Origin of the sequence: uncultured Nocardioides sp., from assembly GCF_947489365.1 — a bacterium.
Classification (GTDB): Bacteria; Actinomycetota; Actinomycetes; order Propionibacteriales; family Nocardioidaceae; genus Nocardioides.
The window spans coordinates 207,932-220,397 of the sequence record NZ_CANLDB010000008.1 but is presented as its reverse complement, the minus strand read 5'-3'; the positions used below and the strand labels follow the sequence as shown (position 1 = coordinate 220,397).

At 72.1% G+C, this 12,466-nt stretch carries 16 protein-coding genes and 1 pseudogene; 10 read left to right on the top strand and 7 right to left on the bottom strand.

What is annotated here, in order from left to right; genetic code table 11:
• Positions 1 to 49: 49 nt before the first annotated feature.
• Both Q0858_RS19465 and Q0858_RS19460 read right to left on the bottom strand, forming a co-directional pair.
• Positions 50 to 502, bottom strand: a complete 453-nt coding sequence (locus tag Q0858_RS19465) for a hypothetical protein (RefSeq protein ID WP_299057945.1) — start codon at positions 500 to 502, stop codon at positions 50 to 52.
• A 247-nt stretch (positions 503 to 749) separates the two neighbouring features.
• Positions 750 to 1,001, bottom strand: coding sequence for a hypothetical protein (locus Q0858_RS19460; protein ID WP_299057943.1), 252 nt, complete (start codon positions 999 to 1,001; stop codon positions 750 to 752).
• A gap of 125 nt (positions 1,002 to 1,126) precedes the next feature.
• On the opposite strand from Q0858_RS19460, the gene Q0858_RS19455 reads away from it, so the two are divergent.
• Together Q0858_RS19455 and Q0858_RS19450 are read left to right on the top strand one after the other, a co-directional pair.
• On the top strand, positions 1,127 to 1,663 hold the full coding sequence (locus tag Q0858_RS19455) for a hypothetical protein (RefSeq protein WP_299057941.1): 537 nt from the start codon (positions 1,127 to 1,129) through the stop codon (positions 1,661 to 1,663).
• A complete protein-coding gene (locus tag Q0858_RS19450; protein WP_299057939.1) occupies positions 1,656 to 2,378 on the top strand; it encodes an NYN domain-containing protein in 723 nt (240 codons plus the stop codon). Before Q0858_RS19455 ends, Q0858_RS19450 begins: the two co-directional genes overlap by 8 nt.
• Before the next feature lie 14 nt (positions 2,379 to 2,392).
• Here the strand turns inward: Q0858_RS19450 and Q0858_RS19445 are convergent, their stop codons facing one another.
• From Q0858_RS19445 to Q0858_RS19430, 4 genes are all read right to left on the bottom strand, one after another.
• On the bottom strand, positions 2,393 to 3,232 hold the full coding sequence (locus Q0858_RS19445; RefSeq protein WP_299057937.1) for a hypothetical protein: 840 nt from the start codon (positions 3,230 to 3,232) through the stop codon (positions 2,393 to 2,395).
• A gap of 114 nt (positions 3,233 to 3,346) precedes the next feature.
• The gene (locus tag Q0858_RS19440; protein WP_299057935.1) at positions 3,347 to 3,817 is read right to left on the bottom strand and encodes a hypothetical protein; all 471 of its coding nucleotides are present in this window, start codon (positions 3,815 to 3,817) and stop codon (positions 3,347 to 3,349) included.
• A gap of 49 nt (positions 3,818 to 3,866) precedes the next feature.
• Positions 3,867 to 4,205 carry a hypothetical protein gene (locus Q0858_RS19435; RefSeq protein WP_299057933.1) on the bottom strand — a complete coding sequence of 113 codons (339 nt, stop codon included), beginning with the start codon at positions 4,203 to 4,205 and terminating at the stop codon, positions 3,867 to 3,869.
• Positions 4,202 to 4,555: a hypothetical protein gene (locus Q0858_RS19430; protein WP_299057932.1), complete on the bottom strand. Its 354-nt coding sequence runs from the start codon at positions 4,553 to 4,555 to the stop codon at positions 4,202 to 4,204. The genes Q0858_RS19435 and Q0858_RS19430 overlap by 4 nt, the downstream gene beginning before the upstream one ends.
• Before the next feature lie 97 nt (positions 4,556 to 4,652).
• Here Q0858_RS19430 and Q0858_RS19425 point away from each other — a divergent pair.
• The 4 genes and pseudogenes from Q0858_RS19425 to Q0858_RS19410 all read left to right on the top strand — a co-directional run.
• A pseudogene (locus Q0858_RS19425) lies at positions 4,653 to 4,817 on the top strand (magnesium chelatase domain-containing protein); the annotation flags it as partial.
• A gap of 33 nt (positions 4,818 to 4,850) precedes the next feature.
• Positions 4,851 to 6,011: an ATP-binding protein gene (locus Q0858_RS19420; RefSeq protein ID WP_366916027.1), complete on the top strand. Its 1,161-nt coding sequence runs from the start codon at positions 4,851 to 4,853 to the stop codon at positions 6,009 to 6,011.
• Positions 6,008 to 7,165, top strand: a complete 1,158-nt coding sequence (dprA, locus tag Q0858_RS19415; protein WP_299057930.1) for a DNA-processing protein DprA — start codon at positions 6,008 to 6,010, stop codon at positions 7,163 to 7,165. The genes Q0858_RS19420 and dprA overlap by 4 nt, the downstream gene beginning before the upstream one ends.
• 136 nt (positions 7,166 to 7,301) lie before the next feature.
• Positions 7,302 to 8,201, top strand: coding sequence for a tyrosine recombinase XerC (locus tag Q0858_RS19410; RefSeq protein WP_299057980.1), 900 nt, complete (start codon positions 7,302 to 7,304; stop codon positions 8,199 to 8,201).
• On the opposite strand, the gene Q0858_RS19405 is transcribed toward Q0858_RS19410, so the two are convergent.
• A complete protein-coding gene (locus Q0858_RS19405; RefSeq protein ID WP_299057928.1) occupies positions 8,174 to 8,758 on the bottom strand; it encodes a M23 family metallopeptidase in 585 nt (194 codons plus the stop codon). The genes Q0858_RS19410 and Q0858_RS19405 overlap by 28 nt on opposite strands.
• Positions 8,759 to 9,151: 393 nt before the next feature.
• On the opposite strand from Q0858_RS19405, the gene rpsB reads away from it, so the two are divergent.
• The 4 genes from rpsB to frr all read left to right on the top strand — a co-directional run bounded on the left by rpsB (position 9,152) and on the right by frr (position 12,447).
• The gene (gene rpsB, locus Q0858_RS19400; protein WP_299057927.1) at positions 9,152 to 10,135 is read left to right on the top strand and encodes a 30S ribosomal protein S2; all 984 of its coding nucleotides are present in this window, start codon (positions 9,152 to 9,154) and stop codon (positions 10,133 to 10,135) included.
• A gap of 60 nt (positions 10,136 to 10,195) precedes the next feature.
• Positions 10,196 to 11,008, top strand: coding sequence for a translation elongation factor Ts (gene tsf, locus Q0858_RS19395; protein WP_299057925.1), 813 nt, complete (start codon positions 10,196 to 10,198; stop codon positions 11,006 to 11,008).
• A gap of 112 nt (positions 11,009 to 11,120) precedes the next feature.
• A complete protein-coding gene (gene pyrH, locus Q0858_RS19390) occupies positions 11,121 to 11,837 on the top strand; it encodes a UMP kinase (RefSeq protein ID WP_299057923.1) in 717 nt (238 codons plus the stop codon).
• A gap of 55 nt (positions 11,838 to 11,892) precedes the next feature.
• Positions 11,893 to 12,447, top strand: coding sequence for a ribosome recycling factor (gene frr, locus Q0858_RS19385; RefSeq protein ID WP_299057978.1), 555 nt, complete (start codon positions 11,893 to 11,895; stop codon positions 12,445 to 12,447).
• Positions 12,448 to 12,466: the final 19 nt, after the last annotated feature.

The following is a 12,466-nucleotide window of genomic DNA, read 5'->3' as shown; positions in this document are numbered from 1 at the left end:
CAGCCTGGTGTTCAGGGCTAGTTGTGTCGGCTGGCTGACACACAACAGCTCAGGCCGGAGGTCTGCGGTCGGCCCGCTCGGCGAACGCCCGCGCCGCCACGATCACTTCGGCGTGCTCCCGCCTGACCCAGTACTGACCGCCGTGGAACGTCGCCGGCATCCGCTCCTCACGGATCTGCCAGGTCACCCAGTTCACGGTGAGCCCAGCCATCGCAGCCACGGTGGCGGTGTCGAGCCAGACGTGGTCGTAGTCGGGCGGGTTGCCGTGCTGCTCGCGGCGCCGTTCCCGTTCGGCCCGGTCGGTCTCACGCTCTACTAGCCATGCCCGAGCTCGGTCGAGGGAGTCGACGTGGATCGAGGCGTGGGCCTTCACTCGTCGTGACCTGTCGGCCGGCGGGGGAGTCTGCTCTAGGACGCCGTGGCGCAGCAGAGTGCGCACGGTGGCTTCACCCACGCCGAGGCGTCGCGCGGCCTCGCGGTAGGTCAACCGTTGGCCCGGCATGGCCGCGACCCTAACGGCGCGACGGTGGCGCGACCCGAAGTTGCACCCGCTTGTCCAACTGGCTCGCCCAAGCTCTTCCGCCGTCGACGACGACGGTCCGTCAAGCTCAACTTGCAGGCGCGATGGGGGTACAAGGCGGCGGGTTTTGGGCATGTTTGTGCTCTATGCAACTAACTCGCTGCTGTCCTAAATTCGGTGCGCGCGCGGGGCCCGAGTCCGGGGGGAGCGGGCCTCGCGCGCTCCATAGTCAGACGGGCGCCGGCCACGCCTCAAACGGCATCAGCACCTCAGTCCGCTCCCACCACACGCGCATCCCGCCACCCGGGTAGGCGACGGCGACGAGCCCCCGCCAGTGGGGCTCGGCCGCGCGGGAGTGCGCCGGCCCGTCGTTCTCGATGCGCCGCACCTCGAGGAGTAGGGCGATCATCGGCGCCTTGCGGCTGTTGGTGGCCTCGTCGACGAGCCAGACGTGGCGAGGAAACAGGTTCGCTGTCGGCACAAGCAAACACTAGATCAGATGTTCGAAAAATCGGCTTGACGTCTCCATGTCGTCGAACATATGTTCGCATGACAGCCCTCATCTCATCGATCGTGTCGGATGACATGAGGTGTATGGTGTGTCGCATGACAAGTGGCGAGGTGTTCGGTGAGGCCTGGGAGGCGCTGCGCTCCGAGCGCGCCGCAGCTCGGGCGCGCCTTGGCGAACTGCATCGTCAGCTTGAGGAAGTCGAAGGTCGCCTGCGAGACCTCGACGCCGTCATCACAGGCTTCCGCCGGCTTAGTCTCGCCCCCGGAGTTGAGGAGCGGTCCCAGCAGGAGGCCGCGTTGGAAGATGCGTCCAACGAGCAGGACGACGAGGGCGACGCCCGCGAGCCAGGGGCTCCGTCCTCAACCTCAACGCCGAAGAAGCGACGGATCAGATCAACCGACCTTGTTGCGACACTGGTCAACCAGGCCACCGAGCCCATGACTCGCGACCAGATCGTCAATGCTTTCGAGGTTCATATCGGCTTCCCCAAGAGCTGGGCCAACCCACGCAATGCAGTAGGCAATGCCCTGAACCGCGCGGCCAAGGCTGGGCGAGTGCAGACCCTCCCTGGCGACACTTTCGCGCCTCGCGAGTGGCGAGGAGACCCACCTGAGGGGCAGGCGGATGAGTGACACAAAAAGAAACGGCCTCCCGAAGGAGGCCGTTGAGCCAACGGGCGAGCCGCTGGCGGGGTCTTCACAACGTAGCGCAACGGCGACCCCGCTTCAACTCTCGCAGCGCGTCGCGGGCACGATCGTCTATGTCGACGGGTTCAACCTGTACCACGGGGTGAGGGAAAAGTTCGGTCGTCGGCTGCTGTGGCTCGATCTCATGGCGCTCGCCAACAGCCTGCTCCGACGTGACCAGCGCCTACTCGGAGTGAAGTACTTCAGCGCCCCCGTGCGCAACGCTCCCGACTCTCAACAACGTCAGTCCGCCTACCTGGGGGCCTTGCGAGCAACCGGGGTCGAGGTGGTCCTCGGACGCTTCCAGGAGCAGACCATCGAGTGCTACGGGTGCCATGACACCTGGCGCGCCTACGAGGAGAAGCAGAGCGACGTCAACTTCTGCGTGCAAGTCCTCTCCGATGCGCACAATCATGCGTTTCAGACGGCGCTGCTCGTCACCGGGGACAGCGACATGGTTCCCGCCGTGCGCGCGGTGAAGGCGCAGGAGGAGGGTCTTCGAGTAGTGGCTGCCTTCCCGCCGGCCCGCTACTCGGCCGACCTAGCCGCGGCGACGGATGCCTCTTTCCACATCAATGCGTCGAAGATCCGCGGTGCTCAGTTCCCGGAGCGTGTTGAAGGGCGCGACCGTGCCTACCTGCGACCTACCTACTGGTCGTAGGGCTACGCTGACAGTTACCGCGGCACCGGGAAGTTCTCGTTCGTGAGCCCGCCCCGCGGCATCTGCAGCTTGGTTCGGGTCTCGCCGTCGCGGTGGGCGTTCCATGCCCGGATGGTGAGAGCTAACCCCTCGGTCTCGTTGATGCGTCCGCCGGACAGCCGCAGCCGGGTGACGCGGTTGCGCAGCACGGCGATGGGGTCGGTGGCGGCGAGGCCATCGCCGTCTGCGACGCGGAGGAAGAAGGTCGTTGCTGCGTCGCCGTCGAGCTCGCTGAACAGCCAGTGACAGAGCCCGATGACAGATGCGGGTAGGCGCTCGCGGGAGGCCAGGCGGTTGGCGAGGTCTGCGCTGTTGCGGATCTCGGGGTGGCGGGTGAGCCAGTCGTCCATCTCGAGCGGCGTGGGCCTGATGGCTCCGGTGTTGGTGCGCATCCCGCGCTCCCACATCACCGCTCGTCGGCAGACCGCGGCGAGGGTGGCGGTGTTCTCCTCGCCGGTGAGCTTGAGGGCGTCGGAGTAGGTGCGCTTGGCGCCGGCATCGACGGTGGGCATCACGTCGGGGGTCAGGCCGCGCACGATGACCATCGGCACGGTGGCGCCTGCCTGGACGATGGCGTTGAGGCGGTGCTGACCGTCGAAGAGCTGGCCGTCGGCGGAGAACTTCACCGTCTCGCCGTTCAGGCGCCAGCGTCCGGCTTCCATGTCGCGGGCGTAGCCGTCGACCACGGGCCGGCGCAGGTTCCGGTTGTTCGGGTTGCGGCTCAGCCAGGTCTCGGCGAGCGCGGGGGAGACCTCGACGATCTCGACGGCGGGCTCGGCTGCGGGATATCCCGCAGGTGTGGGTTGGTCGGTCATGGTGCCTCTCGGGGTCGGGATGAAGCCGCCACTTGGCGGGTTCAGACGCGGAGTCAGCCCGCCCCGGTGTGGGGCGGGCTGATGGTGGAGCTCGCAGAGGGAGCAAGTTGGCGTTCATGCGTCTCCATCTGCGTCAGCCCAGGCGGCTGCCGCTGCGGCGAGCGCTATCCCGACCTCGACGGTGCGGACGTCGACCTCTAACTCGAGGGCGACGGTTTCGACACCGCGATGGGCGACGCCCTCGCTCAGGCCTGCCAGAGCAGCGGTCGGTAGCAGGCGAGCGGCGGCCACGAAGTCCGTGATGCCCTCGTCGAGAGCGACTAGTTCGTCGGTGGCTGCCTCGGTCGTGGCGCAGGGGCCGCGCTCGACGTGGACAAGTTCGTGAGCCAAGGTCGAGCGCGTCTCAGCGGAGGTCAGTCCTCGTCGGAGGGTGATGGTGCCCATCGGGGTGCCGGCCTCGGTCGTCCACCACTGTGTGGTGGCCCACCGTCCTTCGCCTGTGGGGCCCCACCGGAGTCTCACGCCGGCGAAACGTTCGTCGGCGAGGTGAGTCAGCGGGTCGTACTTGCCCGTCTGAATGTCCATCAGTCGTGCGTGCCCCGCGAATGAGCAAGCAGTGAGCCGTAAACGCTCTTCAGTGACTGCCAGGGTCATCCTGACGCTCCCTCTGCCTACTGCGGGCGCGTGCGACCATGTCGAGTAGCGCGCGGGCGTGGCGCTCCATGTCGTCGGGGTGGACGAGCTCGCCATTGCCGGCCATGCACATGACCAGGGCGTGCGAGGGGTCCTCGGGGCGCAGGACCCCGTCGGGGGAGCCGATGGCTGAGAGGGCGTAGTCCTCGCTGTCGACGTGGCCGAAGTCGTCGCTGCTGTGGATGACCTCGCCATCGTTGTTGCGGAGGTCATCCAGGTGGGTCTGCTCGGTCACGGTGCACCAGTCCGGGCACCAGACGCGGACGGCTGTGGTGCTCATCGGCCAGCCTCCTGGGCGAGACGAAACCGGCGGGCGGTGTCGGCTGCGCGGACGATCGCCATGCCGAGCTCGTGGGCGTCACCGTCGGCCAGCTCGGTGAAGTCGCTGTTGTCGAGGTTCTCGAGCGTGACGTTGACGCGGGGCGCCTGCAGACCCTGCTCGAGCACCTCCTCGACACCGACGGTCACGGTGACGTCGCCGACCACGACGCCGTGATCGTCGTGGTATCGACGGATGGTGCCGTCGTTGTGCTGCTCCCAGCGCTGGTAGCCGTCCTGGTGGCCGGCACACCAGGGCGGGCAGACGTCGAAGGTCGGGCGGATCGGTGGGGTGGTGCAGAGTGCGGTCATGGTGCTGGCCCTCCTTGGGGGCTAGTGCCTAGGCCCGTCAGGTGCTGTCACACCTGTGCGGGCCGACACGTAGACGTGTCACCGCGCGGCATTCGACCTCGCCATCGCGACCGCGATCCTCGGCGCGTCCGGCACGGTCCCGCCCGCGTGCCTCGACGGCACCGTCTTCATCGGCGAGCTCACCCTCGACGGCGGCCTGCGGTCGGTGCCCGGGGTGCTCCCGATGGTCCTGGCCGCCGCCGACCGGGGCCTGCGACGGGTCTTCGTGCCCGAGCCGCAGGCCGGTGAGGCGGCGATGGTGCCGGGGACGACGGTGCTCGGCGTGCGCTCGCTCGCCCAGGTCGTCGCCTGCCTGACGGGGGAGGAGCCGCCCGAGGCCGAGCCCGTCGCGCCGATGTCGGGCACCCGGCTGCTCTCGTGGCGGACCGAGCGACGCCTCGACGAGGTGGACCTCGCCGACCTGCACGGCCTCGCCGACGTCAAGTACGCCGTCGAGGTCGCCGCCGCCGGCGCCCACCACCTGCTGCTGTCCGGCCCGAAGGGCGCGGGCAAGACCAGCATCGCGGAGCGGATCCCCACGATCCTGCCGCCGCTGACCGCGGAGGAGTCGCTCGAGCTCACCGCCATCCACTCGCTCGCCGGGGCGCTGGAGCCCGGCGACGGGCGGCTGGTGCGCGCGCCGTTCTCGGCGCCCCACCACGACGCCAGCAAGGCCAGCCTGATCGGTGGCGGCAGCGGCCAGGTCCGTCCCGGGGAGATCAGCCGTGCCCACGCCGGTGTCCTGTTCCTCGACGAGTTCCCGCTGTTCCGCGCGGACGTCATCGAGGCGCTGCGGGAGCCGCTCGAGAGCGGCGACGTGACCATCGCGCGCAGCGACGAGTCGGTGCGCCTCCCCGCGGGCGGGATGGTCGTGCTGGCCAGCAACCCCTGCCCCTGCGGGAAGTACCACCACAGCCCGGCGCTCGACCGGTGCGACTGCACCGAGGTGAAGCGCCGCGCCTACCGCTCCCGGGTCACCGGCCCCGTGGCCGACCGCATCGACGTCACCCGCCACGTCGAGCCCCTGCGCCGCGGGGAGGTCGACCCGTTCGCGGTGGTCGAGACCTCCGCGGAGGTGCGCGCCCGGGTGGCGGCGGCGCGGGCGCGCCAGGTGCGCCGGTACGCCGCCGAGAGCTGGCGCCTCAACGGCCAGGCCCCCGGCACGAGGCTTGCCCACGACTACCCGCTCGGCGACGAGGCCACCGCCCTGCTGCGCGAGGCCGTCTTCAGCGGTCGGTTGTCGAGCCGCGGGGGCGCCCGGGTGCACCGCCTCGCCTGGACCGTCGCCGACCTGGCCTCGGTGCGCTCCGGCGCGGACGTGGTGCCCGACCGCGCCGAGGTCGAGGTGGCCCTGCGGCTGCGGACCGGCGAGCCGCTGCTCAGCACCGGTCCCGGGCTCCCGGCGGGTGCCCGGTGACGGCGGACGCCCCCGCCGCGGTCGACCTCGAGGCCGAGCGGGTCGCCCGCGCCGAGCTAAGCCGGGTCTTCGAGCCGGGTGACACCCGCTGCACCGGCCTGGTCGCCGAGATCGGCGGGGTGCAGATGCACACCGCGCTCAGCAACGAGCGCGACCTCGCCGGTGTCCGCACCGACTACGGAGCCCGGCTCAGCGCGACCGACGGCGTCCAGGAGCTGGAGCGGGCGGACCGCCTCGGCCTGCGCTTCGTCATCCCGGGCGACCCCGAGTGGCCGCCGGGCCTCGACGACCTGGCCGGCGTCTCCTCCGTGCAGGAGCGGGGCGGGCCGCCCCTCGGCCTGTGGGTCCGGGGCCCGCTGCGGCTCGACGAGGTCGCGGGCGCCGTCGCCGTGGTCGGCGCGCGCTCGTCGACGTCGTACGGCAACGTGGTGGCCGCCGACCTCGCCGCCACCGTGGCGGCCGCCGGCAGGACCGTCGTGTCGGGAGCGGCGTTCGGGATCGACTACCGCGCCCACACCGGTGCCCTGGCGGCCGAGGGACGGACCGTGGCGGTGCTGGCCTGCGGTGCCGACCGTGTCTACCCCCGCGGCCACGAGCGGCTGCTCGCCCACCTGGCGCGGGAGGGTGCCGTGGTCTCGGAGGCCCCGCCGGGCGCCGCGCCGCAGCGCATCCGCTTCCTGGCCCGCAACCGCCTCATCGCGGCGATGACGACCGGCACGGTGGTCGTCGAGGCCGCCGTGCGCAGCGGGGCCCTCAACACCGCGAACTGGGCCGGTCGCCTCCTGCGCCCCGTCCTCGGGGTGCCGGGGCCGGTGACCAGCGCCTCCTCCGCCGGGGTGCACCAGCTCGTGCGGGAGGGGGCGGCGACGCTCGTGACGTGCGGCGAGGACGTGCTGGAGGTCCTCGGCGTCGCGGGGGAGCACCTCGTGACGGTGCCGCGGGCACCGGACCGTCCCCGCGACCGGCTGACCGCCCGGCAGCGGCAGGTGCTCGACGGCGTCCCCGTCGGCCAGGGGGCACGCGCCGACTCCGTCGCCCGGGCCGCGGGCCTCGGGGTCGTCGAGGTGCAGGGCACGCTCGCCCGGCTCGAGGAGGGCGGCCACGTCGAGCGCGACGAGCACGGCTGGCGGCTGGGTCCGCTCGCGATGGACTGACGGCGTCCGACAGGCGCGGCACCCCCGCCCCGGGGCCGGTGCGGCCTAGCCTCGCCGGGTGAGCGAGTCGGCGGCGGACGACCGGACCCCCGGCGGGGCGGAGGGTCTGGGGGGCCCGGAGGGCCTGTCCGAGGCCATGTGCGAGGTCCTCGCCGACTACGAGCGCCACCTCGTCGCCGAGCGGGACGTCAGCGCCCACACGGCCCGGGCCTACCTGGCGGACGTCGCGGGCCTCCTCGAGCACGCCCGCCGGATGGGGCGCGACGCCCCGGCGGACCTCGACCTGCGCACGCTGCGCAGCTGGCTCGCGCTGCAGCAGAGCACCGGCAAGGCGCGGACGACGCTGGCCCGCCGGGCGACGGCCGCCCGGGTCTTCACCGCCTGGCTGGCCCGCACGGGGCGGACGGCGTCCGACCCGGGGGCCGCGCTCGCCTCCCCGCGGGCCCACCAGACGCTGCCCGCGGTGCTCAGCGCCCACGAGGCCTCCGACCTGATCCGCGCCGCGGTCGACGCCGTGGTGGACGACTCCCCGACGGGCCTGCGCGACGTCGCCGTCCTCGAGCTGCTGTACGCCACGGGGGTCCGCGTCGGGGAGCTGTGCGGCCTCGACGTCGACGACGTGGACGGCGGCCGCCGCGTCCTGCGGGTCCTGGGCAAGGGCCGCAAGGAACGGACGGTGCCGTTCGGCCAGCCCGCCGAGCGGGCCCTCGCCGCCTGGCTGCGGACCGGCCGTCCCCGGCTCGCCACCCCCACCTCCGGCCCGGCGCTCCTCCTCGGCACCCGCGGCGGCCGCCTCGACCAGCGCGCCGTCCGCACGCTGGTGCACCGCCGGATCGCCGAGGTCCCCGGCGCCCCCGACATCGGCCCGCACGGCCTGCGGCACTCCGCGGCCACCCACCTGCTCGAGGGCGGGGCGGACCTCCGCAGCGTCCAGGAGCTCCTGGGCCACGCCTCGCTGGCCACGACGCAGCGCTACACCCACGTGACGACCGACCGGCTGCGCCGCGCCTACCGCCAGGCCCACCCGCGCGCCTGAGCCTGCGCCGACCACCACGTCGTCAGGGGCTGCCAGGGCGCCGGGGCCGGCAGGCCGTCCAGCGGGAGCAGCCGCACCGGGCCGGCGCCGACCAGCAGCAGCGGGTCGAGGTAGGTCTCGCCCTCGATCCAGCCCCAGTGCAGGCAGGCCCGCGGCGCGCAGTGACTGCCGGCGGCGGCGAGGTGGCCGATCACCGCGCCGGCCCCGACGACGTCGCCGACCGCGGCCGACGCGGCCACCGGCTGGTACGTCGTCCGCGTCGGCCCGTGGTCCACGACGACGACACCACGCCCGGCCAGCGAGCCGGCGTACGTCACGGTGCCCGGCAGGGCGGCCCGCACCGGCGCACCCACCCACCCCGCGAGGTCGACCCCGCGGTGCCCCCGCCCGTACGGCGTCGTCGGCGGGTCGAAGGAGGCGACGACCTCGGGGACGCCCGGCAGGGGCCAGGTGCCGACGGGCACCGCGTCCGCCGAGCGGGCCGCCGCGGCGGGCGGTGAGCCCAGCAGGACCAGGGCGAGCACGCCGAGCACGAGGGGCAGCAGTCGTCTTCTCATCCGCCCAGTCCACGCGCCGGGGCGCCGGCCGCGGTGGGGGCTGCCACAGCCTGTGGACGAGCGCGACGGCCGCGGGTCGTGGGGACGGAATCGGGCCCCGGGGGCTGTCTCCACCTGATTAGGACCGTCCGACGGGCTGGACTACGCTGGCGTCAGCAGCCCCGCGTGGGCTGACTTCGCACGCTCGCAGACCGCGACGGGGCCCCCGGGTCCCGGTCTCCCGTGGGCGACGACCTCCAGGTCCCGCGACCCGACCCCGTGTCGGGAGGCGGGTGGGGTCGCGCGCGAGCGTCAGGGCCACCGACGACCGTCGGCGGCGACAAACCGAGAACTACAGGGGAGCCTCCCGCGCGTCAGCGCGGCCGGCGGCCCCGCCCAGGAAGAGGCACCACCATGGCAGTCGTCACCATGCGCCAGCTCCTCGAGAGCGGCGTCCACTTCGGTCACCAGACCCGTCGCTGGAACCCGAAGATGAAGCGGTTCATCCTCACCGACCGCAACGGCATCTACATCATCGACCTGCAGCAGTCGCTGGCCTACATCGACCGCTCCTTCGCCTTCATCAAGGACACGGTCGCCAAGGGCGGCAGCATCATGTTCGTCGGCACGAAGAAGCAGGCCCAGGAGGCCATCGCCGAGCAGGCCACCCGCGTGGGCATGCCCTACGTGAACCAGCGCTGGCTCGGCGGCATGCTCACCAACTTCCAGACCGTGCACCAGCGGATCAACCGGCTCAAGGAGCTGGACGAGCTGGACTTCGACGACGTCGCCGGGTCGGGCCGCACCAAGAAGGAGCTCCTGCAGCTCAAGCGTGAGCGCGACAAGCTCGACCGCACCCTGGGCGGCATCCGCGACATGGGCCGCACGCCCGCCGCCGTCTGGGTCGTCGACACCAAGAAGGAGCACCTCGCCGTAGAGGAGGCCCGCAAGCTCCGGATCCCGATCATCGGCATCCTGGACACCAACTGCGACCCGGACGAGGTCGACTTCCCGATCCCGGGCAACGACGACGCCATCCGCGCGGTGGGCCTGCTGACCCGCGTCATCGCCGACGCCGTCGCCGAGGGCCTCATCGCCCGTTCCGGCGCCCGCGAGGGCGGCGAGGCCCAGTCCGGCACCGCCGAGGAGCCGCTGGCCGAGTGGGAGCGCGAGCTCCTGGCCGGCGACGCCGAGAAGGCCGCGACCGCCGCCACCTCCGGCGAGGCCGGTGACACCCCGGCCGCCGAGGCCACCGGTGCCGCCGCCGAGTCCGCCGAGGTCGCCGCGCCGGAGCCTGCGGGTGCTCCCGCCGACGCCCCCGCCGAGGCCGCTGCCGACGCCCCCGCCGAGGCCGCTGCCGAGTCGACCGAGGCCCCCGAGCCCGCGAAGGCCGACTGACCCACCCGAGCCGTCCTCGCCGTACGAGGACCCGCCCGATGACCCAGAGGAAGAAGGACCATGGCTGACTTCACCGCTGCCGACGTCAAGAAGCTCCGTGACGCCACGAGCGCCGGGATGATGGACTGCAAGAAGGCGCTCACCGAGGCCGACGGCGACTTCGAGAAGGCCATCGAGGTGCTCCGCGTCAAAGGGGCCGCCAAGGCCGCCAAGCGTGGCGCCGAGCGCGAGGCCAGCGCCGGTCTCGTCGCCGGCGCGGGCAACGCGCTGGTCGAGCTGAAGTGCGAGACCGACTTCGTCGCCAAGGGCGACGAGCTCGTCAGCGCCGCCCAGCGCTTCGCCGAGGCCGCCGACGCCGCGGGCGCGACCGACACCGAGTCGCTGGCGAAGGTCGAGCTCGACGGCAAGACCGTCGGCGAGCTCGTCGAGGGCCTCGCGGTCAGGATCGGCGAGAAGATCGAGCTCGGCCGCGTGGCCCGGTTCGACGGCTCGGTCGTGACCTACCTGCACCGTCGCGCCGCCGACCTGCCGCCCGCCGTGGGCGTCCTGGTCGAGTACGACGGCTCCGACGCGGCCGCGCGGTCCGCCGCGATGCAGATCGCCGCGATGCGCCCGCAGTTCCTCTCGCGCGACGAGGTCCCCTCGGACGTCGTCGAGCACGAGCGGAGCATCGCCGAGGCGACCGCCCGCGAGGAGGGCAAGCCCGAGCAGGCGATCGCGAAGATCACCGAGGGTCGCGTGAACGCGTTCTACAAGGACGTCGTGCTGCTCGACCAGCCGTCGGTGACGGAGAACAAGAAGTCCGTCAAGACGGTGCTCGACGAGGCCGGGTCCACCGTGACCCGCTTCGCGCGCTTCGAGGTCGGCGCCTGAGGCAGGCCCCGCCCAGAGTGTGCAAGGCTGCGGCCGCCGGCTCCCCTCGGGGACCGGCGGCCGTGCCGTGTCCGGTGCCGAGTCCGGTGCAAGTCGACCCCAGGAGGTCCGCGTGAGCGGCTACCAGCGTGTCCTGCTCAAGCTGTCCGGCGAGGTGTTCGGGGGCGGTCGCGTCGGCGTCGACCCCGACGTCGTCCAGAAGATCGCCGGCGAGATCGCCTCGGTCCACGAGGCCGGCACCCAGGTCGCCGTCGTCACGGGCGGCGGCAACTTCTTCCGCGGCGCCGAGCTGCAGCAGCGCGGCATGGACCGTGTCCGCGCCGACTACATGGGCATGCTCGGCATCGTCATGAACTGCCTGGCGCTCCAGGACTTCCTCGAGAAGATGGGCGTCGAGACCCGGGTCCAGACCGCCATCACCATGGGCCAGGTCGCCGAGCCGTACGTGCCGCGCCGCGCCATCCGCCACATGGAGAAGGGGCGCGTGGTCATCTTCGGCGCCGGGATGGGCATGCCGTTCTTCTCCACCGACACCGTCGCCGTCCAGCGGGCCCTCGAGAGCCGCTGCGACGTCGTCCTCGTCGCGAAGAGCGGCGTCGACGGCGTCTACACCGCCGACCCGCGTCTCGACCCCGCCGCGGTCAAGCTCGACGAGGTGACCTACGACGAGGCGATGTCCCGCGGGCTGCGGATCATGGACCAGACCGCCTTCGCCCTCTGCGGCGAGAACGGCCTGCCGATGGTGGTGTTCGGCATGGAGCCCGAGGGAAACATCCTCCGCGTCGTCCGGGGTGAGAGGATCGGGACGCTGGTGACCGCCGGGACCTGATCGCCCGATCCGTCCCGCTCACCCACCCGACACAGACCCAGAAGGAGCACCGGTGATCAACGACGTCCTCCGCGAGGCCGACGGCAAGATGAGCAAGTCGGTCGACTCGACCCGCGAGGAGTTCGCGGCCATCCGCGCGGGCCGCGCGCACCCGAGCATGTTCAGCAAGATCATGGTCGACTACTACGGCTCCCCGACGCCCCTGCAGCAGCTCGCGTCGTTCACCGCCCCCGAGGCCCGGGTGATCCTCGTGCAGCCCTACGACATGGGCGCCATGAGCAACGTCGAGCGGGCGATCCGCGACTCCGACCTCGGCGTGAACCCCTCGAACGACGGCAAGGTGCTGCGCTGCAACTTCCCCGAGCTGACGGAGGAGCGCCGCAAGGAGTACATCAAGGTCGCCCGGGCCAAGGCCGAGGACGGCCGCGTCTCCGTGCGCAACATCCGCCGCACCGCCAAGCAGAGCCTCGAGAAGCTCGAGAAGGACGGCGAGGTCGGCAAGGACGACGTCACCGGCGCCGAGAAGCGCCTCGACGGCATGACCAAGAAGCACACCGACGAGATCGACGAGCTGCTGAAGAACAAGGAGTCCGAGCTGCTGGAGGTCTGAGGACCTCCCGACGCCGCCA

Excerpts from the sequence above, each read along its gene's own strand:
- Q0858_RS19465 (WP_299057945.1), bottom strand. The coding sequence starts at position 502 with ATGCCGGGCCAACGGTTGACCTACCGCGAGGCCGCGCGACGCCTCGGC.
- Q0858_RS19455 (WP_299057941.1), top strand. The coding sequence starts at position 1,127 with ATGACAAGTGGCGAGGTGTTCGGTGAGGCCTGGGAGGCGCTGCGCTCC.
- Q0858_RS19450 (WP_299057939.1), top strand. The coding sequence starts at position 1,656 with ATGAGTGACACAAAAAGAAACGGCCTCCCGAAGGAGGCCGTTGAGCCA.
- Q0858_RS19445 (WP_299057937.1), bottom strand. The coding sequence starts at position 3,232 with ATGACCGACCAACCCACACCTGCGGGATATCCCGCAGCCGAGCCCGCC.
- Q0858_RS19440 (WP_299057935.1), bottom strand. The coding sequence starts at position 3,817 with ATGGACATTCAGACGGGCAAGTACGACCCGCTGACTCACCTCGCCGAC.
- Q0858_RS19435 (WP_299057933.1), bottom strand. The coding sequence starts at position 4,205 with ATGAGCACCACAGCCGTCCGCGTCTGGTGCCCGGACTGGTGCACCGTG.
- Q0858_RS19430 (WP_299057932.1), bottom strand. The coding sequence starts at position 4,555 with ATGACCGCACTCTGCACCACCCCACCGATCCGCCCGACCTTCGACGTC.
- Q0858_RS19420 (WP_366916027.1), top strand. The coding sequence starts at position 4,851 with ATGGTGCCGGGGACGACGGTGCTCGGCGTGCGCTCGCTCGCCCAGGTC.
- Q0858_RS19410 (WP_299057980.1), top strand. The coding sequence starts at position 7,302 with ATGTGCGAGGTCCTCGCCGACTACGAGCGCCACCTCGTCGCCGAGCGG.
- Q0858_RS19405 (WP_299057928.1), bottom strand. The coding sequence starts at position 8,758 with ATGAGAAGACGACTGCTGCCCCTCGTGCTCGGCGTGCTCGCCCTGGTC.
- rpsB (WP_299057927.1), top strand. The coding sequence starts at position 9,152 with ATGGCAGTCGTCACCATGCGCCAGCTCCTCGAGAGCGGCGTCCACTTC.
- tsf (WP_299057925.1), top strand. The coding sequence starts at position 10,196 with ATGGCTGACTTCACCGCTGCCGACGTCAAGAAGCTCCGTGACGCCACG.